General features: G+C 70.1%; 28 protein-coding genes and 1 riboswitch. Of the genes, 16 read left to right on the top strand and 12 right to left on the bottom strand.

Translation table 11 applies throughout. From position 1 onward, the window contains the following. Positions 1-266: 266 nt before the first annotated feature. The 3 genes from ACIBJB_RS42085 to thrC all read right to left on the bottom strand — a co-directional run bounded on the left by ACIBJB_RS42085 (position 267) and on the right by thrC (position 2,568). On the bottom strand, positions 267-473 hold the full coding sequence (locus ACIBJB_RS42085) for a cold-shock protein (protein ID WP_007382895.1): 207 nt from the start codon (positions 471-473) through the stop codon (positions 267-269). 443 nt (positions 474-916) lie between these two features. Beyond that, entirely contained in the window at positions 917-1,192 is a 276-nt protein-coding gene (locus ACIBJB_RS42080; protein ID WP_057608614.1) for a ubiquitin-like small modifier protein 1, read from the bottom strand. Between the two features lie 92 nt (positions 1,193-1,284). Continuing rightward, positions 1,285-2,568: a threonine synthase gene (gene thrC / locus ACIBJB_RS42075; RefSeq protein WP_398939246.1), complete on the bottom strand. Its 1,284-nt coding sequence runs from the start codon at positions 2,566-2,568 to the stop codon at positions 1,285-1,287. Positions 2,569-2,585: 17 nt separating this feature from the next. After that, positions 2,586-2,744, bottom strand: a riboswitch (SAM riboswitch). A gap of 137 nt (positions 2,745-2,881) precedes the next feature. On the opposite strand from thrC, the gene ACIBJB_RS42070 reads away from it, so the two are divergent. The 4 genes from ACIBJB_RS42070 to otsB all read left to right on the top strand — a co-directional run bounded on the left by ACIBJB_RS42070 (position 2,882) and on the right by otsB (position 6,525). Further along, complete coding sequence (locus ACIBJB_RS42070) at positions 2,882-3,826, top strand: glucosyl-3-phosphoglycerate synthase (protein ID WP_398939244.1); 945 nt, start codon at positions 2,882-2,884, stop codon at positions 3,824-3,826. Between the two features lie 95 nt (positions 3,827-3,921). Beyond that, positions 3,922-5,319 carry a trehalose-6-phosphate synthase gene (locus ACIBJB_RS42065; protein WP_398939242.1) on the top strand — a complete coding sequence of 466 codons (1,398 nt, stop codon included), beginning with the start codon at positions 3,922-3,924 and terminating at the stop codon, positions 5,317-5,319. A 5-nt stretch (positions 5,320-5,324) separates the two neighbouring features. Next, positions 5,325-5,477 carry a hypothetical protein gene (locus ACIBJB_RS42060; RefSeq protein WP_398939240.1) on the top strand — a complete coding sequence of 51 codons (153 nt, stop codon included), beginning with the start codon at positions 5,325-5,327 and terminating at the stop codon, positions 5,475-5,477. A gap of 205 nt (positions 5,478-5,682) precedes the next feature. Further along, entirely contained in the window at positions 5,683-6,525 is an 843-nt protein-coding gene (gene otsB / locus ACIBJB_RS42055) for a trehalose-phosphatase (RefSeq protein WP_398939238.1), read from the top strand. 25 nt (positions 6,526-6,550) lie between these two features. Here otsB and ACIBJB_RS42050 read toward each other — a convergent pair whose 3' ends face one another. Then, positions 6,551-6,784, bottom strand: a complete 234-nt coding sequence (locus ACIBJB_RS42050; protein ID WP_398939237.1) for a DUF3263 domain-containing protein — start codon at positions 6,782-6,784, stop codon at positions 6,551-6,553. A gap of 33 nt (positions 6,785-6,817) precedes the next feature. Continuing rightward, on the bottom strand, positions 6,818-8,026 hold the full coding sequence (locus ACIBJB_RS42045; RefSeq protein ID WP_398939253.1) for an ABC transporter substrate-binding protein: 1,209 nt from the start codon (positions 8,024-8,026) through the stop codon (positions 6,818-6,820). A gap of 168 nt (positions 8,027-8,194) precedes the next feature. Here ACIBJB_RS42045 and ACIBJB_RS42040 point away from each other — a divergent pair, with 168 nt between their 5' ends. From ACIBJB_RS42040 to ACIBJB_RS42030, 3 genes are all read left to right on the top strand, one after another. After that, complete coding sequence (locus ACIBJB_RS42040; RefSeq protein WP_398939234.1) at positions 8,195-9,139, top strand: ROK family protein; 945 nt, start codon at positions 8,195-8,197, stop codon at positions 9,137-9,139. After that, positions 9,139-10,350, top strand: coding sequence for an N-acetylglucosamine-6-phosphate deacetylase (nagA, locus tag ACIBJB_RS42035; protein ID WP_398939232.1), 1,212 nt, complete (start codon positions 9,139-9,141; stop codon positions 10,348-10,350). The genes ACIBJB_RS42040 and nagA overlap by 1 nt, the downstream gene beginning before the upstream one ends. Positions 10,351-10,428: 78 nt before the next feature. Beyond that, complete coding sequence (locus tag ACIBJB_RS42030) at positions 10,429-11,358, top strand: 1-phosphofructokinase family hexose kinase (RefSeq protein WP_398939230.1); 930 nt, start codon at positions 10,429-10,431, stop codon at positions 11,356-11,358. On the opposite strand, the gene ACIBJB_RS42025 is transcribed toward ACIBJB_RS42030, so the two are convergent. Both ACIBJB_RS42025 and cdgB read right to left on the bottom strand, forming a co-directional pair. Next, on the bottom strand, positions 11,355-12,338 hold the full coding sequence (locus ACIBJB_RS42025) for a carbohydrate-binding protein (RefSeq protein WP_398939228.1): 984 nt from the start codon (positions 12,336-12,338) through the stop codon (positions 11,355-11,357). The two genes, ACIBJB_RS42030 and ACIBJB_RS42025, sit on opposite strands and share 4 nt — an antisense overlap. A 121-nt stretch (positions 12,339-12,459) precedes the next feature. Continuing rightward, a complete protein-coding gene (cdgB, locus tag ACIBJB_RS42020) occupies positions 12,460-14,118 on the bottom strand; it encodes a diguanylate cyclase CdgB (RefSeq protein WP_398939226.1) in 1,659 nt (552 codons plus the stop codon). A 340-nt stretch (positions 14,119-14,458) separates the two neighbouring features. On the opposite strand from cdgB, the gene ACIBJB_RS42015 reads away from it, so the two are divergent. After that, positions 14,459-15,034 (top strand): flavin reductase family protein, encoded by a 576-nt coding sequence (locus ACIBJB_RS42015; RefSeq protein WP_398939224.1) that lies wholly within the window; start codon positions 14,459-14,461, stop codon positions 15,032-15,034. 42 nt (positions 15,035-15,076) lie between these two features. Beyond that, entirely contained in the window at positions 15,077-15,547 is a 471-nt protein-coding gene (locus ACIBJB_RS42010; RefSeq protein WP_398939222.1) for a GNAT family N-acetyltransferase, read from the top strand. Here the strand turns inward: ACIBJB_RS42010 and ACIBJB_RS42005 are convergent. Further along, positions 15,544-16,398 (bottom strand): sigma-70 family RNA polymerase sigma factor, encoded by an 855-nt coding sequence (locus ACIBJB_RS42005; RefSeq protein WP_398939220.1) that lies wholly within the window; start codon positions 16,396-16,398, stop codon positions 15,544-15,546. The two genes, ACIBJB_RS42010 and ACIBJB_RS42005, sit on opposite strands and share 4 nt — an antisense overlap. 102 nt (positions 16,399-16,500) lie before the next feature. Continuing rightward, positions 16,501-16,929: an alternative ribosome rescue aminoacyl-tRNA hydrolase ArfB gene (gene arfB / locus ACIBJB_RS42000; protein WP_062044734.1), complete on the bottom strand. Its 429-nt coding sequence runs from the start codon at positions 16,927-16,929 to the stop codon at positions 16,501-16,503. A 183-nt stretch (positions 16,930-17,112) separates the two neighbouring features. Between arfB and ACIBJB_RS41995 the strand changes: the two genes are divergently transcribed. Then, positions 17,113-17,688, top strand: a complete 576-nt coding sequence (locus ACIBJB_RS41995; protein WP_062044736.1) for a TerD family protein — start codon at positions 17,113-17,115, stop codon at positions 17,686-17,688. Positions 17,689-17,759: 71 nt separating this feature from the next. Here the strand turns inward: ACIBJB_RS41995 and ACIBJB_RS41990 are convergent, their stop codons facing one another. Further along, positions 17,760-17,963 carry a DUF397 domain-containing protein gene (locus tag ACIBJB_RS41990; RefSeq protein WP_398939217.1) on the bottom strand — a complete coding sequence of 68 codons (204 nt, stop codon included), beginning with the start codon at positions 17,961-17,963 and terminating at the stop codon, positions 17,760-17,762. Next, a complete protein-coding gene (locus ACIBJB_RS41985) occupies positions 17,960-18,814 on the bottom strand; it encodes a helix-turn-helix domain-containing protein (RefSeq protein WP_398939215.1) in 855 nt (284 codons plus the stop codon). Before ACIBJB_RS41985 ends, ACIBJB_RS41990 begins: the two co-directional genes overlap by 4 nt. Positions 18,815-18,968: 154 nt before the next feature. Here ACIBJB_RS41985 and ACIBJB_RS41980 point away from each other — a divergent pair, with 154 nt between their 5' ends. The 6 genes from ACIBJB_RS41980 (at position 18,969) to ACIBJB_RS41955 (ending at position 22,035) form a co-directional block, all read left to right on the top strand. Then, positions 18,969-19,415 (top strand): ATP-binding protein, encoded by a 447-nt coding sequence (locus tag ACIBJB_RS41980; protein ID WP_398939213.1) that lies wholly within the window; start codon positions 18,969-18,971, stop codon positions 19,413-19,415. A gap of 218 nt (positions 19,416-19,633) precedes the next feature. Further along, a complete protein-coding gene (locus ACIBJB_RS41975) occupies positions 19,634-20,497 on the top strand; it encodes a helix-turn-helix domain-containing protein (protein ID WP_398939211.1) in 864 nt (287 codons plus the stop codon). 67 nt (positions 20,498-20,564) lie between these two features. Further along, entirely contained in the window at positions 20,565-20,912 is a 348-nt protein-coding gene (locus tag ACIBJB_RS41970) for a hypothetical protein (protein ID WP_398939209.1), read from the top strand. 62 nt (positions 20,913-20,974) lie between these two features. Beyond that, positions 20,975-21,166 carry a hypothetical protein gene (locus ACIBJB_RS41965; protein ID WP_398939207.1) on the top strand — a complete coding sequence of 64 codons (192 nt, stop codon included), beginning with the start codon at positions 20,975-20,977 and terminating at the stop codon, positions 21,164-21,166. A gap of 2 nt (positions 21,167-21,168) precedes the next feature. Continuing rightward, positions 21,169-21,492 (top strand): hypothetical protein, encoded by a 324-nt coding sequence (locus ACIBJB_RS41960; RefSeq protein ID WP_398939205.1) that lies wholly within the window; start codon positions 21,169-21,171, stop codon positions 21,490-21,492. Positions 21,493-21,513: 21 nt separating this feature from the next. Beyond that, complete coding sequence (locus ACIBJB_RS41955) at positions 21,514-22,035, top strand: GNAT family N-acetyltransferase (RefSeq protein WP_398939203.1); 522 nt, start codon at positions 21,514-21,516, stop codon at positions 22,033-22,035. A gap of 20 nt (positions 22,036-22,055) precedes the next feature. On the opposite strand, the gene ACIBJB_RS41950 is transcribed toward ACIBJB_RS41955, so the two are convergent. Next, positions 22,056-23,453 carry a M1 family metallopeptidase gene (locus ACIBJB_RS41950; protein ID WP_398939201.1) on the bottom strand — a complete coding sequence of 466 codons (1,398 nt, stop codon included), beginning with the start codon at positions 23,451-23,453 and terminating at the stop codon, positions 22,056-22,058. Positions 23,454-23,493: the final 40 nt, after the last annotated feature.

The raw sequence follows: 23,493 nt of genomic DNA, 5'->3' as shown, positions 1-23,493 counted from the left end.
CCCCCCCCCCCCCCCCCACCCCGGCCCCGACCCACCACACACCCGCACGCGCTACACAAGCCCCCACCGGAGCCGCAACGGGCCGCCGCAGGCACCCAGGGGCGCGGGGAACTGCGCAAAAACGCCCGCCCCCACCGAACCCGCACCCGTAAACACACCCGCACCCGCACCCACATGCCGAAGGGCCCGCACCCCATGACTCCCCATGGGGTACGAGCCCTTCGAAGAAGAACGAAGAACGACGCTGTTGTTACCCGGCGCGTGCTTCAGCCAGTCGCGAGACGAACCATGTCCGCCTGCGGCCCCTTCTGACCTTGCGAGATCTCGAACTCGACCCGCTGGCCCTCTTCAAGGGTGCGGTAGCCGTCCATCTGAATCGCGCTGTAGTGGACGAATACATCCGCACCACCGTCGACCGCGATGAAGCCGTACCCCTTCTCCGCGTTGAACCACTTGACGGTGCCCTGAGCCATGCCTAACTCCCCTATTACTGGCCCTTGCACGGACCCACACTTCGTGGATCCGGGTCAGACCTCACCCCCCACATGGTTGGGGGCGTGCGCCGGAACGCGTCGACCGCGGCTGAATGTATCTGTCCAACTGCCGTCTGCAACAGGTCAATCGGACGAGAATTCTGGACGGAAGGGGTCCGGAATGTAGTGAGAATTCGCCTGAATTCGGGGCAAGTCGGGCCCCATAAAAGGAGCATAAGACGCAAAGAACCCACACACTTTGGCTACTTCTCATCGCATGTGGAGCGAGAACTCATATGCGCGCGGCAAGAAGAAAGCCGCTGGTTCCCCAACTGTACCGCGCTCAACCATAGAGAATTGCCCCCTCCGCTTCTCTCGCGGAGGGGGCAATGGGATGAACTCTCGGTAATTACCGTTACCGAAGGTAATGACCAGTCATACGGTCACCCGCCGGCGACGGCCGGAATGATCGAGACGCCGGCCCCGTCGGGCGTCGCCGTCTCCAGCCCCTGCTCGAACCGCACATCGTCGTCGTTGACGTACACATTGACGAACCGCCGCAGCTTGCCCTGGTCGTCGAGAACGCGCGCGGCGATACCGGTGTGGTTCTTCTCCAGATCGGCGATGACGTCGGCGAGGGTCGCACCCTCGGCCTGCACCTCGGCCTGCCCGCCGGTGTAGGTGCGCAGGATGGTGGGGATACGGACGGAAACGCTCATGTTCAGGACCTCCGGTCAGGTGGACGCGCCCGACAGGGGCGCGGGGAACTGCGCGACCAGCCCCCGCGGCCCGCAGACGGACAACGACCTGTTTATGCGAGACCAGCCTCGCGGAACGAATCCAGGTTGGGGCGGATCGTGGCGGTGAGCCCCGTACCCGCCACCGCGTCCAGAGTCTTCAGACCGTCACCGGTGTTCAGCACGACGGTCGTCAGCGAGGGGTCCAGCAGACCGTTCTCGATCAGCTTCTTCGCCACGCCGACGGTCACGCCACCGGCGGTCTCCGCGAAGATGCCCTCGGTCCGCGCGAGCAGCTTGATCGCGTCGACGACCTGCTCGTCGTTCACGTCCTCCACCGCACCGCCGGTACGACGCGCGATGTCCAGTACGTACGGACCGTCCGCCGGGTTCCCGATCGCGAGGGACTTGGCGATGGTGTTCGGCTTCTGGGGCCGGACCACGTCGTGGCCCGCCTTGTACGCGACCGACACCGGCGAGCACCCCTCGGCCTGCGCGCCGAAGATCTTGTACGGCTTGTCCTCGACGAGCCCGAGCTTGATCAGCTCCTGCAGCCCCTTGTCGATCTTCGTGAGCTGCGAGCCGGAGGCGATCGGCACGACCAGCTGGTCGGGGAGCTGCCAGCCCAGCTGCTCGCAGATCTCGTACGCCAGGGTCTTGGACCCCTCCGCGTAGTACGGCCGCAGGTTCACGTTGACGAAGCCCCAGCCCTCGCCGGCCGGGTCGCCGATCAGCTCGGAGCAGAAGCGGTTCACGTCGTCGTAGTTGCCCTCGATACCGACGAGCTCGCCGCCGTAGATCGCGGCCATGACGACCTTGCCCTGCTCCAGGTCGTGCGGGATGAACACGCAGGAACGGAACCCGGCCCGGGCCGCGGCGGCACCCACGGCGCCGGCGAGGTTGCCGGTGGAGGAGCAGGAGAGTGTGGTGAAGCCGAAGACGCGAGCGGCCTCGATGGCCTGCGCGACGACCCGGTCCTTGAAGGAGTGCGTCGGGTTGCCGGAGTCGTCCTTCACGAAGAGCTTGCCGGCGTCGACACCCAGCTCGCGGGCGAGGTTGTCGGCCTTGACGAGCTTGGTCCAGCCGGGGTTGATGTTCGGCTTGTCCGCCACGTCCGCGGGGACGGGCAGCAGCGGGGCGTAGCGCCAGATGTTCGCGGGTCCCGCCTCGATCTGCTTGCGGAGCTCCTCGGTGTCGTAGGCCGAGAAGTCGTACGCGATCTCGAGCGGGCCGAAACACTCCTCGCAGGCGAAGACCGGGCCGAGCGGGACGCGGTGGCCGCATTCGCGGCAGCTCAGCGCCGCGGCGGGACCAAGGTCGACGGAGTTCGTGGTGCTTGCAACAGTCTGCACAGCCATGGAGGCGAGGCCCTTTCTCCTCATCTTCCTCACGACGCATCTCGCCGTGAGACGGATTTGGCACCTTCCCGAGTCGGGAGCCTCGCGGAAACGATCGTCAGCGATCGCTACGAGAACCGACTGGAGGGTTGCCGGGGCTTCATCGGGCCGTATCCCTCTGCCCCTCTGGATGAGCGGTATGAAGTTGTGAACGACGGGCCACCCAGGACATGCGATGGTCATCCGCGTTGTTCAAGACTGTAACCGACGGCCAGGACAGTTGAGAGAGACGTCCGAACCGCGAGATGGATCAAAGGCAGAGGAGCCGCGCACTGTGCTGAACGAAGTCGAGCGCTGGCTGGCCACGCGTTCCTGGTCCGTGACCGATCGCCCGCTGCACCGGATCATGGCGGCGAAGCGGGGCACGGGCCGGACGGTCAGTGTTGTCCTGCCCGCCCTCAACGAGGAGGAGACGGTCGGTGACATCGTCTCCGTGATCCGTCATGACCTCATGCAGCAGGTCCCGCTCGTCGACGAGATCGTCGTCGTCGACTCGGGATCGACCGACCGCACCTCCGAGGTCGCCGCCGCGGCCGGTGCGCGGGTCGTCCACCGCGACGACATCCTCCCGCGCATACCCGCCGTGCCCGGCAAGGGCGAGGTCCTGTGGCGCTCCCTGCTCGCCACCTCGGGGGACATCGTCTGTTTCATCGACGCCGACCTGAAGGAGTTCTCCTCGGACTTCGTCTCCGGCATCGTGGGCCCGCTGCTCACCGACCCCGAGGTCGACCTGGTCAAGGGCATGTACGACCGTCCGCTGGGCGGCGCTGCCGGGCAGGGCGGCCGGGTGACCGAGCTGATGGCGCGCCCGCTGCTGAACATGCACTGGCCGCAGCTGGCCGGTTTCGTGCAGCCGCTGGGCGGCGAGTACGCGGCCCGGCGCTCGCTGCTGGAACAGCTCCCGTTCCCCGTCGGCTACGGCGTCGAACTGGGCATGCTGGTCGACGCCCTGCACCTGGTGGGCCTGGACGCGCTCGCCCAGGTCGACGTCGGTGTGCGCAAGCACCGTCACCAGGACGGGCAGGCCCTGGGCCGGATGTCCGCCGCGATCTACCGCACCGCCCAGCTGAGGCTGGCCCGCGGCCATATGATCCGGCCCTCCCTCACCCAGTTCGAGCGGGGCCGGGACGGCTTCGAGCCGCGTACGTACTCCGTGGACACGGAGGAGCGGCCGCCGATGGTGGAGATCGCGGAGTACGCGGAGCGCAAGGTCGCGTGACGGACCGGAGGACAGAACGGGGCGTTCCGTATACGTCCGCGCACAGCGCGCACCCGTACGTTTGAGCGTTTCCGGGCCGGGCTAGGTTGAGGCGTATGGCGTCAACCAACAGTGCTGCTCAAGTGCTGGTCGCGTCCAACCGCGGCCCGGTCTCGTACGAGGTCCAGGAGGACGGTTCGCTGCGCTCCAAACGGGGTGGCGGCGGACTGGTCTCGGGTCTGTCGGCGATCGGTCCGGAGGCGGGCGCGCTGTGGGTGTGCTCGGCGCTGTCCGACGGCGACCGCGAGGCGGTACGGCAGGGGATCGGCGAGGACGGCGTCCGCATGCTCGCCATCCCGGCCGACGTGCACGCGGACGCGTACAACGGCATCGCGAACTCGGTCCTCTGGTTCGTCCACCATCTCCTCTACCAGACCCCGCTGGAGCCGGCCTTCGACGCGGAGTTCCGGCGGCAGTGGGGGTCGTACGAGACGTACAACCGCGCCTTCGCGGAGGCGCTCGCCGAGGAGGCGGCCGAGGGGGCGGCGGTCCTGGTCCAGGACTACCACCTGTGCCTGGTGCCGGGGATGCTCCGCGAACTCCGTCCCGACCTGCGCATCTCCCACTTCTCGCACACGCCGTGGGCGCCGGTGGACTACTTCCGGATGCTGCCGGACGACATCGCGGGCCAGGTCCTTCGGGGCATGCTGGGCGCCGACCGGCTCGGCTTCCTCACCCGCCGCTGGGCAGACGCCTTCACGGCGTGCGCGGAGCAGTTCGCCGGGGGCCTCGGGGACACCCGGATCGGGGTGCACGGGCTGGGCGCGGACGCGGACTTCCTGCGCGCCCGCTCCCACGAGGCCGACGTCGAGGAACGCATCGTCGCCCTGCGCGAGGAGATCGGCGCGGGGCGGAAGACGATCGTCCGGGTCGACCGCACCGAACTGTCGAAGAACATCGTGCGCGGCCTGCTCTCCTACCGGCGGCTCCTCGAGTCGCGGCCCGAGTGGCGGGAGCGGGTCGTGCATGTGGCGTTCGCGTATCCGTCGCGGCAGGACCTGGCGGTGTACCGGGACTACACGGCCGAGGTGCAGCGGGTGGCGGACGAGATCAACTCCCAGTACGGGACGCCGGGCTGGACGCCGGTCCTGCTGAATCTGAAGGACGACTTCGCGCGCTCCCTTGCCGCCTACCGGCTGGCCGACGTGGCGCTGGTCAACCCCATCCGGGACGGCATGAACCTGGTCGCGAAGGAGGTGCCGCTGGTGTCCGACGAGGGGTGCGCGCTGGTCCTGTCGCGGGAGGCCGGGGCGTACGAGGAGCTGGGCGACGACGCGATCGTGGTGAACCCCTACGACGTGGAGCAGACGGCGGAGGCCCTGCACGAGGCCCTGACGATGCCGGCCCACGAACGCGCCGAACGCGCGAAGCGACTCGCCGCGGCGGCGACTGCGCTGCCGCCGGCCCAGTGGTTCCTGGACCAGCTGAACGCACTGAACGCGGTGGGTCGGTGACCGCGGTGAGCGACGTGACCCCGATGAAGGCCGTGCACCATGAGCGGCTGAGCGCGGTGAACGCCGAGCACCGCGAGCGGGCGACCCAGATGAGCACCGCCCACCGCGCACGGCTGACCCAGATGAGCACCGAGCACCGCGAGCGGGTGCCCCGGTGAGCGCCCAGCACCGTGAACGAGCCACCCCGGCAGGCGGCTGAGCGACTGCGCCCGTCAGGCGACCGGCCGACTGGCCGACCGGCCGCCGCGCCACACGGCCACCAGGCCACCAGGCCACCAGCCGACTGCGGCCACTGCGCCGCTGACCGACCAGCCACAGGTCGATGCCCCGACTGCCGAACTTCACCCCGCGGAGAGGGACCCCATGAGCAGCCAACCAGACCCCGGCGCCCTGCCGAGCCCGGTGACGCCCGCCGGGCGGGACGGGCTCGACTCCCTGCTGGCGGACCCGGCCGGGGCCGTCATCGGGCTCGACTTCGACGGGACGCTGGCGCCGATCGTGGCGGACCCGGAGCGGGCGCGGGCGCACCCCGAGGCGGTGGCCGTCCTCGCCGAACTGGCACCGAAGGTGGCCTCCGTCGCGGTGATCACCGGCCGCCCGGCCGAGATCGCCGTCCGCTACGGCGGCTTCGCGGGCGTCCCCGGCCTGGAGCACCTGACGGTCCTCGGCCACTACGGCGCGGAACGCTGGGACGCGGTGACCGGCGAGGTCACGGCGCCCGAACCGCACCCGGGCGTGGCCACGGTCCGTGCCGAACTGCCGGCGCTCCTCGAGGGGACGGGCGCCTGGATCGAGGAGAAGGGCGGCCGGGCAGTGGCGGTCCACACCCGCCGGGCCCCGGACCCCCAGGCCGCCTTCGACGCCCTGCGCGCCCCCCTCACCGACCTGGCCACCCGGCACGGCCTGATCGTGGAGCCGGGCCGCCTGGTCCTGGAGCTGCGCCCCCCGGGCATGGACAAGGGCGTGGCCCTGCTGACCCACGTCCGCGAGCTGTCCGCCACGTCCGTCCTCTACGGCGGTGACGACCTGGGTGACCTCCCGGCCTTCTCCGCGGTCGACGACCTCCGCGCCGCCGGCACCCCCGGCCTCCTGGTCTGCAGCGGCAGCGACGAGGTGACGGAACTGCGTAAGCGGGCGGACCTGGTGGTGGACGGCCCGGGCGGCGTGGTGAGCCTGCTGCGTTCCCTTGCCGAGCGGCTCACCTGAGCCTCACCTGACCCCCACCCGGTCCTCAGCGTTCCTGCCGCCGCGCCTGCCGGACCCGGCGCAGACGGTTCACCGTCACCGGGTCGAAGGCCAGGGCGCGCTCGTCGTCCAGCAGGGCGTTCAGCAGCTGGTAGTAGCGGACCGGTGCCAGCCCCAGCTCTTCCCGTATCGCCCGTTCCTTGGCGCCGGGCCCCGGGAAGCCGCGGCGCTCCAGGGCGAGGATGTCCCGCTCCCTGCGGTCCAGCTCCGGATGCTCCATGCCCGGAACCGTAACGCCCGCCACTGACAGCGACTACTCCGCGTTCTGCGCGGTCAGCTGCAGCGCGCGCAGCACCTCCGAAGGGTTCCCACCCGGACTCACCGCCGACCCGATCTGCTGCTTGACGGCCGCGCTGACAGAGGCCCAGGACGTCTTGCCCACCGGAGGCAGCTCGGAGTCGGGCAGCGCGTCGAGGAAGGGCTTGAGGTCGGAGTCCCGGGAGGCCCGGCTCATGACCGAGGACGCGGAGTTGGTCACCGGCAGCAGGTCGTACTCCCGGGAGAACGCGAGCACGTTCTTCTCGCTGTACACGAAGTCGAGGAAGTCGCCGACCTGCTCGGCGTGCCCGTTCTGCTTGAAGGCCATCATCCAGTCGGCGACGCCCATGGAGTTCTTGCTCTCCCCGTGGGCCCCGGGCATGGGCACCATCCCGAACTTCAGCCCCTTCGCGGCGGCCGTCTTCATCAGCGAGGGATGCCCGTTGAGCATGCCGACATCCCCGTCGGCGAACGCCGAGAACGCGGCGGCCCGGTTGAGGTTCTCGGGCGCGACGGGTCCGGTCAGCCCCTTGCCGACGAGGTCGTCCTTGAGCCAGGTCAGCGTCGTGACGTTCTCGCCGGAGTCGATGCCGTAGGTCCCGACGGAGTCGATGTACCCGCCGCCCCCGCTCAGCAGCCACTGCATGGTCTCGGCCTGCGCCTCCTCAGGACCGAGCGGCAGCGCGTACGGGTACTTCACCCCGTCCGCCTTGAGCGCCTCAGCGTCCGCGGCGAGCTGCTTCCAGGTCGTCGGCGGGGTGAGTCCGGCGTCGGCGAAGAGGGTCTTGTTGTAGAAGAGCAGCCGGGTCGACGCGGCGAACGGCATGCCGTACTGCATCCCGTTGATCCGCCCCGCCGAGGCCAGCTGCGCGACGAAGTCCGCCTGTTCCCGGATCCCGATCAGGTCGTCGGCCTTGTACAGCAGCCCCTTGTCCGCGTAGTCGGCGTACGCGCCGATCTGCGCCATGTCGGGTGCCTTCCCGGCGTCGACCTGCTCCTTGACCTTGCGGTCCACGTCGGTCCAGGAGTACACGCTGACGTCGATCTTCACGCCGGAGTGCTCGGCCTCGTACTCCTTGACGAGCTTGTCCCAGTACTTCTGGGAGCTGTTGGCCGAGCTGTCGCCGTAGTCGGCGGCGACCAGCCTCAGCGTCACCTCGTCCGACCCGCGCCCCAGCCCGCAGCCACCGAGGACCGCCGTCATGCCCAGCGCGGACACCGCCGCGATCGTTCCCGTCCTACGCCGCCGCACCGACAACCGCCCCACACTCACGTTCGAACACTTTCGAAAAGTCATACATATCTCCGACGTAAGGTCTACACCACGTAAGTGGACTAGACCTCTTGCGGGTCAAAGGGTCACACTGTCCCCGTGAGACATGTCATCGCCCTCGACGTGGGCGGCACCGGGATGAAGGCGGCCTTGGTCGGCGCGGGCGGCGAGCTTCTGCACCAGGCCCGCCGGGCGACCGGCCGCGACCGCGGCCCCGACGCGGTCGTCGACGGCATCCTCGACTTCGCCGCCGAGCTGCGCGCGTACGGCACCGAGCACCTCGGCGCCCCCGCGCTCGCGGCCGGCGTCGCCGTGCCCGGCATCGTCGACGAGGAGCGGGGCATCGCGGCCTACTCCGCCAACCTGGGCTGGCGGGACCTCCCGCTGCGCGGGCTGCTCACCGACCGCCTCGGGGGCGTCCCGGTCGCCCTCGGCCACGACGTCCGCACCGGTGGCCTCGCGGAGGGCCGCATCGGCGCGGGCAAGGGCGCCGACCGCTTCCTCTTCGTCCCCCTGGGTACCGGCATCGCGGGCGCGATCGGCATCGCGGGGCGGGTGGAGGCGGGCGCCCACGGCTTCGCGGGCGAGATCGGCCACATCGTCGTACGGCCGGGCGGCACGCCCTGCCCGTGCGGCCAGCGGGGCTGCCTGGAGCGGTACGCCTCCGCGGCGGCCGTCAGCGAGGCCTGGGCCTCGGTCACCGGGAACCCGGAGGCGGACGCGGCGGACTGCGCGAAGGCGGTGGAGGCCGAGGACCACAAGGCCCGGGAGGTCTGGCAGCACGCCGTGGACGCCCTGGCCGACGGCCTGCTCACCGCCCTCACCCTCCTGGACCCCCGCACCCTGATCATCGGTGGCGGCCTGGCGGAAGCGGGGGAAACCTTGTTCACACCCCTGCGGGAGGCGGTCCGCCAACGGGTCACCTTCCAGAAGCTCCCGACGATCGTCCCGGCGGCCCTGGGCGACGCGGCGGGCTGCCTCGGCGCAGGCCTACTGGCCTGGGATCTCCTAGACAAGACCGACGGTACGGAGGCAACGAGCTGATGGCAGCCCACCCAGGGGCGCGGGGAACTGCGCGACCAGCCCCCACGCACCCGCACCCCGCAACGACCGGAACCCCCCTGGTGCTCTCCGGCGCCGACGTGGTCCTGCCCACGGGAACGGTCAAGAACGGCCAAGTTGTCATCAAGGGCACCCGCATCAGCGGTACCGCCCCGGAGAACGCCCAGGTCATAGACGTAACCAACCACTGGCTCGTCCCCGGCTTCGTCGACCTCCACAACCACGGCGGCGGCGGAGCCTCGTTCACCTCAGGCACGATCGAAGACGTACTCAAGGGCATCCGCACGCACCAGGGCCACGGCACCACCACCCTCGTCGCCTCCACCGTCACCGGCGACATGGACTTCCTCGCCCAGCGAGCCGGCCTGCTGAGCGAACTCGCCGAGCAGGGCGACATCGCCGGCATCCACTTCGAGGGCCCGTTCATCTCCCCCTGCCGCAAGGGCGCGCACGCGGAGAACCTCCTGCGCGACCCCGACCCGGCGGAGGTCCGCAAGCTGATCGACGCGGCTCGCGGACAGGCGAGGATGGTCACGCTCGCCACCGAACTCCCCGGCGGTATCGACTCCGTACGGCTTCTCGCCGAGCACGGCGTCATCGCGGCGATCGGGCACACGGACGCGACGTACGAGCAGACCGTCGAGGCCATCGACGCGGGCGCCACCGTGGCCACCCACCTCTTCAACGCGATGCCGCCCCTCGGCCACCGCGACCCCGGCCCCATCGCCGCCCTCCTGGAGGACGAGCGGATCACGGTGGAGCTGATCAACGACGGCACGCATCTGCACCCGGCCTCGCTGCAACTCGCGTTCCACCACGCGGCGGCACACCGTGTCGCGTTCATCACGGACGCCATGGACGCGGCCGGCTTCGGCGACGGCCGTTACCTGCTCGGCCCGCTGGAGGTCGAGGTCAGCGAGGGGGTCGCCCGGCTGGTGGAGGGCGGTTCGATCGCGGGATCGACGCTCACCCTGGACCGTGCGTTCAAGCGCGCGGTGACCGTCGACCGGCTGCCGGTCGAGGACGTGGTCGCGGCGATCTCCGCGAATCCCGCCCGCCTGCTGGGCATGTCCGACCGCATCGGCTCACTGGAGCCCGGCAAGGACGCCGACCTGGTCCTCCTCGACCATCAATTCGACCTCAAGGGCGTCATGCGGCGGGGGGAATGGGTGGTCGATCCCCAACTGGGCTGATGTGTCCCGCTGTTGGGGCCGGTGCCATCCTGGGAGACTGGACGGGCACATTCTGTCGTTCGGGGGAGGTCGGCCCAGGTGATCCTCACGGTCACGCTGAACACCGCTCTCGACATCACCTATCGCGTACCGTCGCTGCGGCCGCACACCAGCCACCGGGTGACCGAGGTCACCGAACGCCCCGGCGGCAAGGGCCTGAACGTGGCCCGGGTGCTGGCCGCGCTCGGCCACGAGGTGACGGTCACCGGCTTCACGGGCGGCGCCACGGGCCGCATCGTCCAGGACCGGCTCACCGCCGTACCGGGCCTGGTGGACGCGCTCGTCCCGGTCGCCGGCCCGACCCGGCGCACGATCGCGGTCGTGGACGAGACCACCGGCGACACCACGCAGCTCAACGAACCGGGTCCGACGGTGACGCCGGCGGAGTGGTCGGCCTTCCAGGAGGCGTACGAGGATCTCGTCCCGTCGGTCTCGGCGGTGGCCCTGTGCGGGAGCCTGCCGCCGGGGGTGCCGGTGGGGGCGTACGCGGGCCTGATCCGCACGGCGAAGGCGGCCGGGGTGCCGGTCCTGCTGGACACCAGCGGTGAGGCCCTGCGCCGCGGGGTCGCCGCCCGCCCGGACATCCTCAAGCCGAACGCCGACGAACTCTCCGAACTGACCGGCTCCCACGAACCGCTCCGCGCGGCCCAGGACGCCCGCCGCCGGGGCGCCCTCACGGTGGTCGCCTCCCTGGGCACGCGGGGCCTGCTGGCGGCAACCCCGGAAGGCCGCTGGCGCGCCACGCCTCCGACCCGGGTCCACGGCAACCCGACGGGCGCCGGCGACTCGCTGGTGGCAGGCATCCTGTCGGGCCTGGTGGAGCAACTCCCCTGGCCGGCCCGCCTGACCCGCGCGGTCGCCCTGTCGGCGGCGACGGTACTGGCCCCGACGGCGGGCGAGTTCGACCGCGCGGCTTACGAGGAGCTGCTGGAGCAGGTCACGGTGACCGGCGAGGTCAGCGCGGCCTAGCTCTTGACCTGGCCCTTCTTGAGCCACACCTGGTCCAGGAGGACGTTGCACTTGTCCCCGTCCCCGCAGGAGATGCTGATGGTGTTGGTGCCCTTGCTGAGGGTGGGCCAGGAGTAGGTGGTCGTCCAGCCCTTGGCGAAGTCGCCTTCCTTCGCGTGCGCGTAGTTCTCCACGCCCAGCTTGGTGCCGAAGACCTTGCCGTTGACCGTGAGGGTCATCGACTGGTCTTCACCGGCGGTGCTGTAGTGCGCGAACAGCGTGTAAGTGCCGTCCGAGGGAATGCCGTTGACGGTCCACGTCACGGACGCGCCCACGTTGTTCAGGTTGCCGACGTAGATGCCGCCGTCGGACTGGGCGCCCTCGACGTCCGAGGCGAGAGCGGCGCCGCCGCCAAGACGCAGCGCCTTCGCGTCGATCGTCTTCTTGTACTCCTCGCTCGCCTCGCTGCCGCTGCTGCTCGACGCGCTCGGCTCGGAGCTCTGTGACGTGGACGGTGTCGCGGATGCCCCGCTGTCGCCGGCCTTGTCGTTGTCGTCGCCGCCCGCCATCGCGATGCCGATGCCTATCACCACCGCGGCGACCACCGCGATCGCGCCGATCAGCAGGCCCTTGGTGTTGGGGCCACCGCTCCGGCCGCCGCCACCGCTGTAGCCGGGCATGGGCTGCTGGGTGGTGGGGGCCGAGCCCGGGAAGGTCTCCGGGGCGGCGTAGTGGGCGCTGGGCTGGTTGTAGCCGCTCGCGGCCTGCTGGCCCTGCTGCTGCGGGACCTGGCCGTACGGGCCGTTCGGCGCGGCCGGTGCCTGCTGCTGGCCGTACTGCCGCTGGCCGACCGAGCGCGTCCGGTTGACGGAGTTCGGGTAGCCGTAGCCGTAGCCGCCGCCGGACGGCGGCTGGGCGCCGTTGGCCTGGCCGTCGGCGTAGAGGTAGCCGAACGGGTCGTCGTCCTCGGGCGCGCTCGCCCCGTTGTTGCCGGACGTCATCCCAGGTACTCCTCAAACAGGTCGGCATCGGATGCGATACGGATGGTCAGAATGGCGAGCCTACCCGCTCCCGCTGGCCCAAACGGGTGACTCGGATCGCATCAGCTCGCTGACCTGGGAATCATCCCGCGCGTCTGTGCTGTTTGGGACGAGATCGTTTCTCGACGTACATCCGTTCGTCGGCTGACTTCAGCACTTCGTCCGCCGTCATGCCGCAGTGCGCCCAGCCGATGCCGAAGCTGGCACCGACCCGGACCGCCCGTCCCTCGGCGCGGATCGGCTGGATGATCTCGCTGCGCAGACGTACGGCGAGATCGGCGGCGTCGGCCTTGCCGAGCCCGTCGGCGAGGATCACGAACTCGTCGCCGCCGAGCCGGGCCACGGTGTCGCCGTCGCGCACGCACTGGGACAGCCGCCGGGCGACCTCGATGAGCACCGCGTCACCCGCGTTGTGCCCGAACCGGTCGTTGATCGACTTGAAGCCGTCGAGGTCGCAGAAGAGCACCGCGAGCCCCTTGGTGCCGTCGTCGCGCTCCCCCTGGGGGGCGACGGTGTGCACATGGTGGTCGAAGGTGTCCAACGCCTGCGCGCCGCCCGGCCGGAAGTCGAAACCGTGGCCGTTCGCGTCGAAGGCCGGGTGGCCGAAGGCCGCGTCGACCGGCTCCAGCGCGCCCGTGTGGGTGGAGCGCTGCTGACAGAGCCGGGAGGACAGCCGCGAGCGCAGCTCGGCGGAGTTCGGCAGGCCGGTCAGGGAGTCGTGGGAGGCGCGGTGGGCGAGCTGGAGCTCGCGGCGCTTGCGCTCCTCGATGTCCTCGACGTGGGTGAGCAGGAAGCGCGGCCCGTCGGCGGCGTCGGCGACCACCGAGTTGCGCAGGGACACCCAGAGGTACGTGCCGTCCCGGCGCCCGAGGCGGAGCTCCGCGCGCCCGCCTTCCGCGGAGGTCCGCAGCAGGGTGCCTATGTCCTCGGGGTGGACCAGGTCGGAGAAGGAGTAGCGGCGCATCGCGGACGCGGGACGGCCGAGGAGGCGGCACAGGGCGTCGTTGGTGCGCAGGATCCGGCCGTGCTGGTCGCCGCCCATCTCGGCGATGGCCATGCCGGAGGGGGCGTACTCGAAGGCCTGCCGAAAGCTCTCTTCACTGGCTCTGAGGGCCTGCTGCTCCCTTTCGAGCCTGACCAGTGCACGCTGCATGTTCGACCGCAGACGCGCGTTGCTGATCGCGATGGCGGCCTGGAACGCGTACATCTGTAGCGCTTCGCGTCCCCATGCCCCCGGCCTGCGGCCGTTGCGCGGCCGGTCCACGGAGAGCACGCCGATCAGTTCGCCGCACTGGCCGCCCTGTACGCCCGGTGTGTACATCGGCGCGAACAGCCGGTCCGAGGGGTGCCACTCGTCCTCGAAGCGCGGGGCGGGGCCGTCGGTGTACCACTGCGGGACGTCGTCGTCGTCGAGGACCCAGCCCTCGGTGTGCGGGATGAAGACCAGGTCGCCCCAGGTCTCCCCCATGCTCAGCCGGCGCTCCCAGGACTCACGGGAGCCCACCCGCCCGGTGATCAGCGACTCGGCGGCCTGGTTCCCGGCGAAGGCGGCGACCACGAGGTCGCCGTCGGGGCGCACGAGATTGACGCACGCCAGTTCGTAACCGAGTGCGGTGACCACGCCGTTCGCGACGGTCTGCAGTGTGTCGGCCAGGCTGCGGGCCGTGTTCATGTCGGCCATGACCTGGTGCAGCTGTCGCAGGGACGCAAGACGGACGTACGGCTCCGACTCGCTCTCCATTGCTCGCCCTCCCCCCGAGACCTCGCAGCGAATCAAGGGTTCTCTTCGGCGTATCTTTCAGTGCGGCTTCGTTGGTGCGGCTTCGTCGGTACTTCCCCGCCACTGAATCACAGCGCGCTGCCCACTCGGTACACAGGGTCAACAAATACCGCCCCTTGTGACTCAAGTCACAGCGAAAGATGAACAATTGAGTGGGGTTTCTGCGCTTTCCCTGTGCGTTTACTGAACGCAAACTTTGGGCGTTTGTGGACACCCTGTCCATCTCCGCCGGTAGACCTAGGTCCCGCCTCGGACGAAGGCCCGATGCGCGGCGCACGGACCGGACACTAGCGTTTCCGGCGTGCCGAACACTCCCTCCGCCACCGCCCCGATGATCCCTCCGCCCGCTTCCGGGCATGCTGTGGGGGTGAGCAACGACGAGTTCCGCGCCGCCATGTCCCGGCTGGCCGCGGGCGTGGTCCTGGTGACCGCGTTCGAGCCCCCGCTCGACGCCGACGGACCCGGCGGCGAGGACGTCGGCATGACGGCCACCGGGTTCCTGTCGGTCTCCCTGGATCCGCCGCTCGTGCTGGTCAGCCTGCGCACGGGCTCCCGCATGGACGACCTGCTCGACGAGCAGCCCCACTGGGCGGTCTCCGTCCTCTCCGAGAGCCAGCGCCACATCGCCGGCCGCTTCGCCATGAAGGGCCGCATCAGCGACCGCCTCCTGTTCGAGGACATCCCCTACGTCCGTGGCAAGGCCACCGGGGCCCTTCTGGTGGGCGGCGCCCTCGCCACCCTGGAGTGCCGCACCGAACAGCGCGTGGAGGCCGGCGACCACACCCTGGTGATCGGCCGCGTCCTGACGGCCGACGTGCCGAGCGCGGACGGCGGACCACTGACCTATTTCCGGGGCAGGTACCGCCACCTGGGATGAATTCCGTGGCCGGGCACCGATACTCCGGCATAAGGTCCCCGGATGACATTCGCACCCCGCCTCGAAGAGATCACACCCGGGAATTTCGAAACGGCGACCGGCATACGCGTCCGCCCCGAGCAGGAATTCGCGGTCTCCCCGGTCGTGCAGTCCCTCGCCGAGGCCTACGTGCATCCCGCGGGCGTCGCCTGGCCCCGTCTGATCGTCGACGGTGACCGCACGGTCGGCTTCCTGATGGCCTTCCTCGACATCGACTGGCGCGCCGACGGCGGCACCGTCGTCCGCTCCGGCCTGTGGCGGCTGAACATCGCGGCCGACGCCCAGGGCCAGGGCTACGGCCGTTTCGCCGTCGAGTCCGTCGCCGCGGAGCTGCGCCGCCGGGGCACGAAGGAGTTGTACGTCACCTGGCACGAGGGCGACGACGGCCCGGCGGAGTTCTACCTGAGGCTCGGTTTCCGCCGGACCGGGGAGCTGAGCGACGGTGAGACCGTCGGGGTGCTGAGCCTCGACTAGACGAAAGTGATCTCCAGCCGGGCCGCCCGGACCGGGTCCGTGGTGATGTCGATCACGGCGATCCGGTCGTGTACGAACGTGAACGCCAGCGTCCGCTCCACGCGGCCGTCCCGCAGGAGCGCGATGCCGGTACGGCCCTCGACGAGAACGGGCACCGCGACGCCGACGATGTGCCGCGAGTAACTCGTCGCCCCCTTGGCCACGGCCAGGGCCCCCGTCGTCACCCCGACCTCCGTGCGCACCACGACATCCGGGTCGAGGACCTCCAGCAGCCCGTCGAAGTCACCGTCGCGCGCGGCGGCGAGGAAGGCGTCGACGAGTTCACGCCGACGCGTTTGATCGGTGTCGGTGGCCTGGGCGCCCCGCACCCGGCGCCGGGCCCGGCTGGCGAGCTGGCGGGTGGCCGCCGGGGACTTGCCGATGACGCCGGCGATCTCGTCGTAGGGGACGGCGAAGAGGTCGTGGAGGACGAAGGCGAGCCGTTCGGCGGGGGTGAGGGTGTCGAGGACGACGAGGAGGGCGGTGCCGACCGAGTCGGCGAGGAGGACGTCCTGTTCGGGATCGGCGACGGTGGCCGGTACCGGTGCCTCGGGCTCCAGGGGCTGTTCGGCACGGGACCTGCGGGAGCGGAGCATGTCGAGGCAGACCCGGCCCACGACGGTCGTCAGCCAGCCACCGAGGTTGTCGACGTGCGTGGTGTCCGACCGGCTCATCCGCACCCACGTCTCCTGCACCGCGTCCTCGGCCTCGGCCCCCGACCCGAGCATCCGCCGCGCCACCGCCCGCAGCTGCCCCCGGTGCGCCTCGAACCGTTCGGCCAGGAAGTCGTCGTCGAAATCGTCGTCGCCCATGGGTCACCGCTCTCGCCGTCGTTGGCCGTCGGTGAGTTGACGGATGGGACGGGGGAGATGTGACACGCGCAGGTCTGTTGATGACGCGCCGCTGGGCCGGGGCTATCCCCAGTCCCGCCCCTGCCGCCCCCGCTTGGTGTCCGAGCGCTGCTTCTTCTCCCGGAGCCGCCGCTCATTGATCCCGCGCGGGATGCGCGTCGCCCGCCGCGGCTTGGGCGGCGGCGCGGTGGCTTCGGCGAGAAGCGCGGCGAGGCGTACGGCGGCGGTCTCGCGGTTGCGCCACTGTGAACGGTGCTCGGAGGAGCGGACGGTGACGACGCCGTCGACGAGCCGCCCGGCCAGCCTGTCCAGCGCCCGCTGCTTCCACACGTCGGGCAGGGACTCGGTGCGGGCCAGGTCGAAGCGCAGCTCCACCTGGGAGTCACTGGTGTTGACGTGCTGGCCACCGGGGCCGGAGGAGCGCGAGAAACGCCACATGAGCTCGGCCTCGGGGAGCGAGACGGAGCCGCGGATGACGTGGGGACCGGACATGGGGTCCATGTTCCCGGCTCTGTCCGGTCCACGTCACCCGAATATCCCCGGGTGGCCGCCCTCAGTTTGGTAAAGAAAGTAAAGACACGGGGAACCTTCGGCGCCCCTCGCGGCGTTCATAGGGGTAGCTGTAACTTCAAGCCCGTACTTGCCGTACAAAAACGAGGGAAGGACTCCCAAACCATGGCTGTAAGCCTGTCCAAGGGTGGCAACGTCTCGCTCACCAAGGAGGCTCCGGGCCTGACCGCCGTCACCGTGGGCCTCGGCTGGGACGTCCGCACCACCACCGGCACGGACTTCGACCTCGACGCCTCCGCGATCGCGGTCAACACGGAGGGCAAGGTCTACTCGGACGGTCACTTCGTCTTCTTCAACAACAAGCAGACCCCGGACCAGACCATCGTCCACACCGGTGACAACCGCACCGGCGAGGGCGCCGGCGACGACGAGGCGATCAACGTCAACCTGGCCGGCCTCCCGGCCGACATCGACAAGATCGTCTTCCCGGTCTCGATCTACGACGCGGAGAACCGCTCGCAGAACTTCGGCCAGGTCCGCAACGCCTACATCCGCATCGTCAACCAGGCCGGCGGCGCCGAGATCGCCCGCTACGACCTCTCCGAGGACGCGGCCACGGAGACGGCGATGGTCTTCGGCGAGCTGTACCGCAACGGCGCGGAGTGGAAGTTCCGCGCGGTGGGCCAGGGCTACGCGTCCGGCCTGGTGGGCATCGCGACGGACTTCGGCGTCAACGTCTGACACGCGCTGCGATTCGCTGCGCTGAGCCGGAGCCCCTGGTCTTGTCGGCCGGGGGCTCCGGTGTTCTGTCTTTACGCCTGTGAGACGAACGCGGTCCAGGCGGCGGGCGTGAGGGCGAGGCGGGGGCCGGTGGGGGCGTTCTTGGAGTCGCGGACGTGGATCGTGTCGGGGGTGGTGGCGATCTCGACGCAGGAGTTGCCGTCCGTGCCGCTGCTGTAGCTGCTCTTGAACCACACCAGCTCGGAGGCGTCCCCAGCAGCGGACTTGCGGATCATGTCTCTCCCAGCAGTTGCTCGACGAAGGCCAGCGACTCCCGTGGCGGGAGTGCCTGAGCCCGGATGGTGCCATACCGCAGTTCAAGGATGCGGAGTTGTTTCGGGTCCGTGATGGGGCGGCCGTTGAAGGCGCCGTCCGAACGCCCCACTGCCGTTCCATCCGAAAACTTCAGCAGCTCGATCTTGCCGTCCAGGCCCGGGTGGGCGTCGCTGCTCGTCGGCATGATCTGAAGCGTGACGCTGCGCAACCTCCCCACCTCCAGCAGACGTTCGAGCTGCTGTCGCCACACCATTGTGCCCCCAACCGGCCGACGTACGACCGCCTCCTCCAACACGAAGTGGATGGACGGAGCCGGGTCACGATCGAAGACTGACTGCCGGGCCAAACGGGCGACCACCATCCGGTCCACGTCGTCCTGCGAGTACGGCGGCTGCGCCGCCTCGAAGAGAGCCCGAGCATGCTCTGCCGTCTGCACCAACCCATGGACGCTGTTGGACTCGTAGACGCCGATCTCAACGGCCTGTCCCTCCAACTTGGCCAGTTCCCTCACCCTCTTCGGATACCGGACCTTCTTGACGTCCTCCCAAGTCGCGGCGATGAGCCCGCCCGCCCCCAACACCTCGTCGGCCCTGTCCAGATACTCCTGTCGAGGAATCCGCTTCCCACCTTCGACCTTGTAGACCAGGTCCTCCCCATACCCGACCGCCTCCCCGAACTCGGCGGCCCGCATCCCCACCGCCTCGCGCCGCAACTTCAGTTGGCGACCCACCGTGGCGATCACCGCGACACCCCACTCGTCGTCGGGGTCGACCTCCCACCCTGGTTCGACCGCCTCGCCGTCCACGCTCATTCCGCGCCCCTCCGCCGTAAGTCCATACCCGCGACGCCCTACCCCGACGACCGCCCCCGACAGCCCGGACACGACCGGACAAGCTCCGGACAGTCACCGTACGTACCGGCATCGTCACTGTTCACGGTAAGCAGTCACGGCCACGCTGAGTGACGTGAATCAAGAAACCGCCGTCATCCGGAACTTCAGCGTCATGCTGTCCCCCACGCCCCGCGGAGCCCGTCTGGCCCGACTGCTGGCAGTCGAGCAACTCCGCGAGTGGGGACTCCCGTTGCACCCGGCGGAGCACATCGTGGCGGAGCTGGCGGCGAACGCGTCCACACACGGCCGGGTACCGGGGCGCGACTTCCGCCTCACGCTCTACGTCGTCGGCGGCACCCTGCGCATCGAGGTCACGGACACCCGGGGCGACCGTCTGCCACGCACCGAACTCCCCGCACCGGAAACAGAGTCGGGCCGAGGTCTCGTGCTCGTGGACGCGCTCGCCGACCGATGGGGTGTCGCGCCGGGGCCCCGCCCCCGCAAGACGGTGTGGGCGGAAATCGACGTCTCACCGACGTCCGGAAACCCGGGCTTCGGTGACGTGGGCGGTCTTTCATAAAGAACCCCTGGGAGAAAGGACCCCAACCAAGCCCCACCTTTCCTCCCGCCCCGCGGCACAGCTCACCCGCGCGGGTGAACATCACCAACTCAGCTGGATTTCGCCCCGGTTGCCTGCCCTACAGTCGGCGCAACACAACCGCAGACATGCAACGGCCCTCGCCGGGACTGGCATCCCAATGCGAGGGCCTGACCACCAAGGAAGAAAGCCCCTTCCCGATGGACACCCAAAACACTAGCGCGCCGACGCGCGCCCAGTCCCGTACCGCGGACAAAAACCACCCCCACGCGGGTGGCCTGATCCACGACAACGCCCGCCACACCACCCGCTTCACGGTGATCGGCAACCATCTCGCCCAACACGCCGAGCTCTCGCTCGTCGCCAGAGGGCTGGCCCTGTACATCCAGTCCCTCCCCGCCGAGGCCCGCGTCGACATCAAGAGCCTCGCCGACCGGTTCCCCGAGGGAAGGGACCGTATCGCCGCCGCCCTACGGGAACTGGAAACCCACGGCTACCTCCGCCGCACCCGCGAACGCCTCCCCGGCGGCCGCATCATCACCCGCACGGTCTCCTGCAACCAGCCGGGTCACCGCGGCCGGGCCGCCGAAAGCCACACCCCCGCTGCTCCGAAGCACCGGCAGCCGCCGCCCCGCAAGAGACTCCTCCCCGCCGTACCGCAGCCGGGCTACCCCGCCCCCGCCCTCCTCCAACAGGCCACCGACCTCCTCGCCGGCCTCCGCCGCCACGACCCCCGCCTGCTCCTCTCGGCCACCGACACGGAACACCTGGCTCCGGGAGTGGCCGCCTGGCTGGAACGGGACCTCACACCCACCGCCGTACGAGACGCCCTGACCGCGCGCCTCCCCGCAGAGCCCCTGTACCGCCCGGCAGCCTTCCTGGCCCACCGCCTCGCCGCTGAGCTGCCACCCCTCCCCCCATACCGGTCTCCGGCCCCACCCCCGGATGTACGGCACCCGTTCCAGGACTGCGACGGCTGCACCCGCGTCTTCCGCTCACCGACTCCAGGAATCTGCCGTGACTGCCGCACTGCCGTCGCCACCGCCACCGCCACCGCCACCTGAGACCGCTCAGTCGCGTCCCCTCCAGCTCACCTCGGTACGCTGGGCGGGGCACTCTCTGGAGGACACCATGAGCACTCAGGCCGACCATGGGCACGAGCTGATCCCCCGTCCCGAGCTGACGCCGGACGCCCTGCGTGCAGCCCTTGCCGTGGTCGCTCCGGGTCGTCTTGACGAAATGCAGGCCATGAAGGACGAGGCCTTCGCCAAAGCTGTCGAATGGCAGTCCCTCAGCCCGGTGCAGAGCTGGGTCCAGATCTGGGCCAGGGACATCGAGATCGCCCGGCGCCCGGACCTGTCCAGCCGCTACACCCAGGCGGAGAACAACCTGGAACACGAGGATCCAGCCATTGCGCAGGAGGCCCTCCGAGAGCTGAGCAGGGTCCTTGAGGAGGCGCTGAAGGCAGTTCGCGAGTGAGCTGGAAGTGGGAGTACGCCTTCGGCGCTGAAGAAGCCGCCCGCTCCGCCCCGGCAGACTTCTTGGCCACTGTCTCGTGCCGGGCCGACGAACTGGTCAGGGCAGCCGAAACCCTTCATCTCCACGGCCGAGCCCATCGGGGGATCGACCCGAAGGGCGGCGAGATCATCGTCTCCGGCGGCTGGTTCCGATACCAGGTCGTCCTGCGCAGCGAGCGTGTCTACATCGTTCAGATCACCTATCTCGGATTCTGACCATGAACGTGGCGATCCATGTCTACCGAGCCATGCGGGAGGTCGTTCAGGCCATGGACGACGTCCTCCCCGGCAAGTTCGAGATCACCAGGGCAGGGATCGTCCACGACATGATCGCGCCCAACGGCCCCCACGAGCTGACGAGGCTCGGGCTCCGGAAGCGACTGGAGAAGACCATGCCGATGGAGATCGTCGCCGGCCCCCGTTACGCCACCCGCAAGGACTTCGTCTACGGCGAGGACGTCACCATCGGCGACTGGACGATCTCCACGGACGACCTGCCGCGCTACAAGGACCAGACCTCACAGCCGCAGCCACAGCCGTAAGCCTCAACTACTCTGCCCCGCATGCTCCTCACCCCCCTCCCCCTCACCCCCGACCACGACATCCCGGCGCCCCTCCTGACCGAACTCACCGCCCTGTACGCCGCCAACCGTGACTTCATGGCCCTCAGCGGGGACTTCCCGGACCCGGAGGACATCCGGCCGGAGCAGGTGGCGGCGGCGCTGGCCGACGACCTCGCGCATCCGGACGCGGAGGTGCTGCTGGCGCGCAGTGAGGGCCGGCTGGTCGGGATCGCCATCACGCTGGCCCGGCACCCGGACCCGGCCGACCCGGATCCGTGGATCGGGCTGCTGATGGTGGACGCGGGGGTGCACCGGCAGGGCTACGGGCGTCGGCTCGCCGCCCTCGTCGAGGACCGCTTCCGCACCGGGGGCCGTACCGCCGTACGCCTCGCCGTCCTCGACGGCAACGACCGCGCCCTCGCCTTCTGGACGGCCCTCGGGTACGAGGTCATCGACCACCGCCCCGACCTGCAACACGGGCGCCCCTGCTCGGTGTTGCGCAAGCCGCTGCCGGAGGGCTGACCGGGCCATGCCCCGCCCGGCTACGCCCGTTCCGGCCTCCCGTCCCCGTACAGCCACTCCTCCCAGATCGGGCCGAAGTCCTCGTCGGGGGCGAGGTCCTCGACGTACGACGTGAAGTCGCCGGTGTCCGCGGTGCCGAGGCGGTGGGTGGTGGGCCAGTCGCGGAGGAGGGCGCGGAAGGCGGTGTCGCCGAGCCGCTGCCGGATCTTGTGCAGGACCATCGCGCCGCGCTGGTAGACGGGGCTGTCGGAGAGGTGCGCGGCGCTCGACGGCTTGCCCGGAGGGAAGTCCCAGAGGTCCTTGTAGACGTCCTCGCCGTGGTCGTAGAGGGCGTCGAAGGTCTTCTGGGCGCTGTCGCCGCCGTGGTCCTCGGCCCACAGCCATTCGGCGTAGGTCGCGAAGCCCTCGTTGAGCCACATGTCCCGCCAGGTCCTCGGGGTGACCGAGTCGCCGTACCACTGGTGGGCGAGTTCGTGGACGAGGGTCCCGGTGTCGGGGGCGCCGGGGAAGAAGGGGCGGTTCTGGGTCTCCAGGGCGTAGCCGGAGTCGCCCTCGCGGTCCACGATCGCGCCGGTGGAGGAGAAGGGGTACGGGCCGAAGGTGTCCTGCGCCCACTTCATCACGGCCGGGATCTGCGCCAGGACCTTCCGGCTCGCGGCCGCCTCCGCCGGGTCCACCGCCGTGTACACGGGCAGGCCGTCGGGGGTGGTGGTGCGGTGGATGTCGTAGTCGCCGATCGCGAGGGTGGCGAGGTAGCTCGCCATGGGTTCGGCGGTGTGCCAGGTGGTGGTCGTACGGCCGCCGCTGGTTCTGCTCGCCGTCAACTCGCCGTTGGAGACGGCCTGGAGGCCTTCGGGCACGGTGATCGTGAGGTCGTAGGACGCCTTGTCGGAGGGGTGGTGGTTGCCGGGGAACCAGGCCATCGAGCCGTTCGGTTCGCCGAGGGCGACCGCGCCGTCCTCGGTGGGCAGCCAGCCCTCCTCGGTGCCGTCCGGGTCGGTGATCGACTTGGGGGTGCCGGAGTAGGCGACGGTCACGCGGAAGGCGCTGCCCTCGTCGAGGTCGTCGTGCGGGCGTACGGTCAGCTCCTGGCCGGCGCGGTTCCAGCGGGCCCCGTCGCCGCCGACGGTGACCTTCTTGACGTCCAGGCCGTCGAGGTCGAGGTTGAACGCGGAGAGGTCCTGGGTGGCGCGGGCGGTGAGGGTCGCGGTGCCGGAGAGACGTGCGGTGTCCGGGTCGTAGGCGAGGTCGAGGTCGTAGTGGGTGACGTCGTAGCCGCCGTTGCCGGCCTTCGGGAAGTACGGGTCGCGCAGGCCGGAGCCGCCGGGGGTGCCGTGCACTCCGCCGCCGCACGCGGTGAGGGCGAGGGCTCCCGCGAGGAGCAGGGCGGTGGGGACGAGCGGCGCGGATCGGGGCACTCGGTGATCCTATGAGAGGCCTCGTGACACCATCTCGTAC

Source organism: Streptomyces sp. NPDC050759 (assembly GCF_044456945.1).
Taxonomy (GTDB): Bacteria; Actinomycetota; Actinomycetes; order Streptomycetales; family Streptomycetaceae; genus Streptomyces.
This window is presented reverse-complemented; position numbering and strand designations above follow the sequence as displayed.

Coding starts and splice junctions, on each gene's coding strand:
- ACIBJB_RS42085 (WP_007382895.1), bottom strand. CDS start 473: ATGGCTCAGGGCACCGTCAAGTGGTTCAACGCGGAGAAGGGGTACGGC.
- ACIBJB_RS42080 (WP_057608614.1), bottom strand. CDS start 1,192: ATGAGCGTTTCCGTCCGTATCCCCACCATCCTGCGCACCTACACCGGC.
- thrC (WP_398939246.1), bottom strand. CDS start 2,568: ATGGCTGTGCAGACTGTTGCAAGCACCACGAACTCCGTCGACCTTGGT.
- ACIBJB_RS42065 (WP_398939242.1), top strand. CDS start 3,922: ATGGCGTCAACCAACAGTGCTGCTCAAGTGCTGGTCGCGTCCAACCGC.
- otsB (WP_398939238.1), top strand. CDS start 5,683: ATGAGCAGCCAACCAGACCCCGGCGCCCTGCCGAGCCCGGTGACGCCC.
- ACIBJB_RS42050 (WP_398939237.1), bottom strand. CDS start 6,784: ATGGAGCATCCGGAGCTGGACCGCAGGGAGCGGGACATCCTCGCCCTG.
- ACIBJB_RS42045 (WP_398939253.1), bottom strand. CDS start 8,026: ATGACGGCGGTCCTCGGTGGCTGCGGGCTGGGGCGCGGGTCGGACGAG.
- nagA (WP_398939232.1), top strand. CDS start 9,139: ATGGCAGCCCACCCAGGGGCGCGGGGAACTGCGCGACCAGCCCCCACG.
- ACIBJB_RS42025 (WP_398939228.1), bottom strand. CDS start 12,338: ATGACGTCCGGCAACAACGGGGCGAGCGCGCCCGAGGACGACGACCCG.
- cdgB (WP_398939226.1), bottom strand. CDS start 14,118: ATGGAGAGCGAGTCGGAGCCGTACGTCCGTCTTGCGTCCCTGCGACAG.
- ACIBJB_RS42010 (WP_398939222.1), top strand. CDS start 15,077: ATGACATTCGCACCCCGCCTCGAAGAGATCACACCCGGGAATTTCGAA.
- ACIBJB_RS42005 (WP_398939220.1), bottom strand. CDS start 16,398: ATGGGCGACGACGATTTCGACGACGACTTCCTGGCCGAACGGTTCGAG.
- arfB (WP_062044734.1), bottom strand. CDS start 16,929: ATGTCCGGTCCCCACGTCATCCGCGGCTCCGTCTCGCTCCCCGAGGCC.
- ACIBJB_RS41995 (WP_062044736.1), top strand. CDS start 17,113: ATGGCTGTAAGCCTGTCCAAGGGTGGCAACGTCTCGCTCACCAAGGAG.
- ACIBJB_RS41990 (WP_398939217.1), bottom strand. CDS start 17,963: ATGATCCGCAAGTCCGCTGCTGGGGACGCCTCCGAGCTGGTGTGGTTC.
- ACIBJB_RS41985 (WP_398939215.1), bottom strand. CDS start 18,814: ATGAGCGTGGACGGCGAGGCGGTCGAACCAGGGTGGGAGGTCGACCCC.
- ACIBJB_RS41975 (WP_398939211.1), top strand. CDS start 19,634: ATGGACACCCAAAACACTAGCGCGCCGACGCGCGCCCAGTCCCGTACC.
- ACIBJB_RS41970 (WP_398939209.1), top strand. CDS start 20,565: ATGAGCACTCAGGCCGACCATGGGCACGAGCTGATCCCCCGTCCCGAG.
- ACIBJB_RS41960 (WP_398939205.1), top strand. CDS start 21,169: ATGAACGTGGCGATCCATGTCTACCGAGCCATGCGGGAGGTCGTTCAG.
- ACIBJB_RS41955 (WP_398939203.1), top strand. CDS start 21,514: ATGCTCCTCACCCCCCTCCCCCTCACCCCCGACCACGACATCCCGGCG.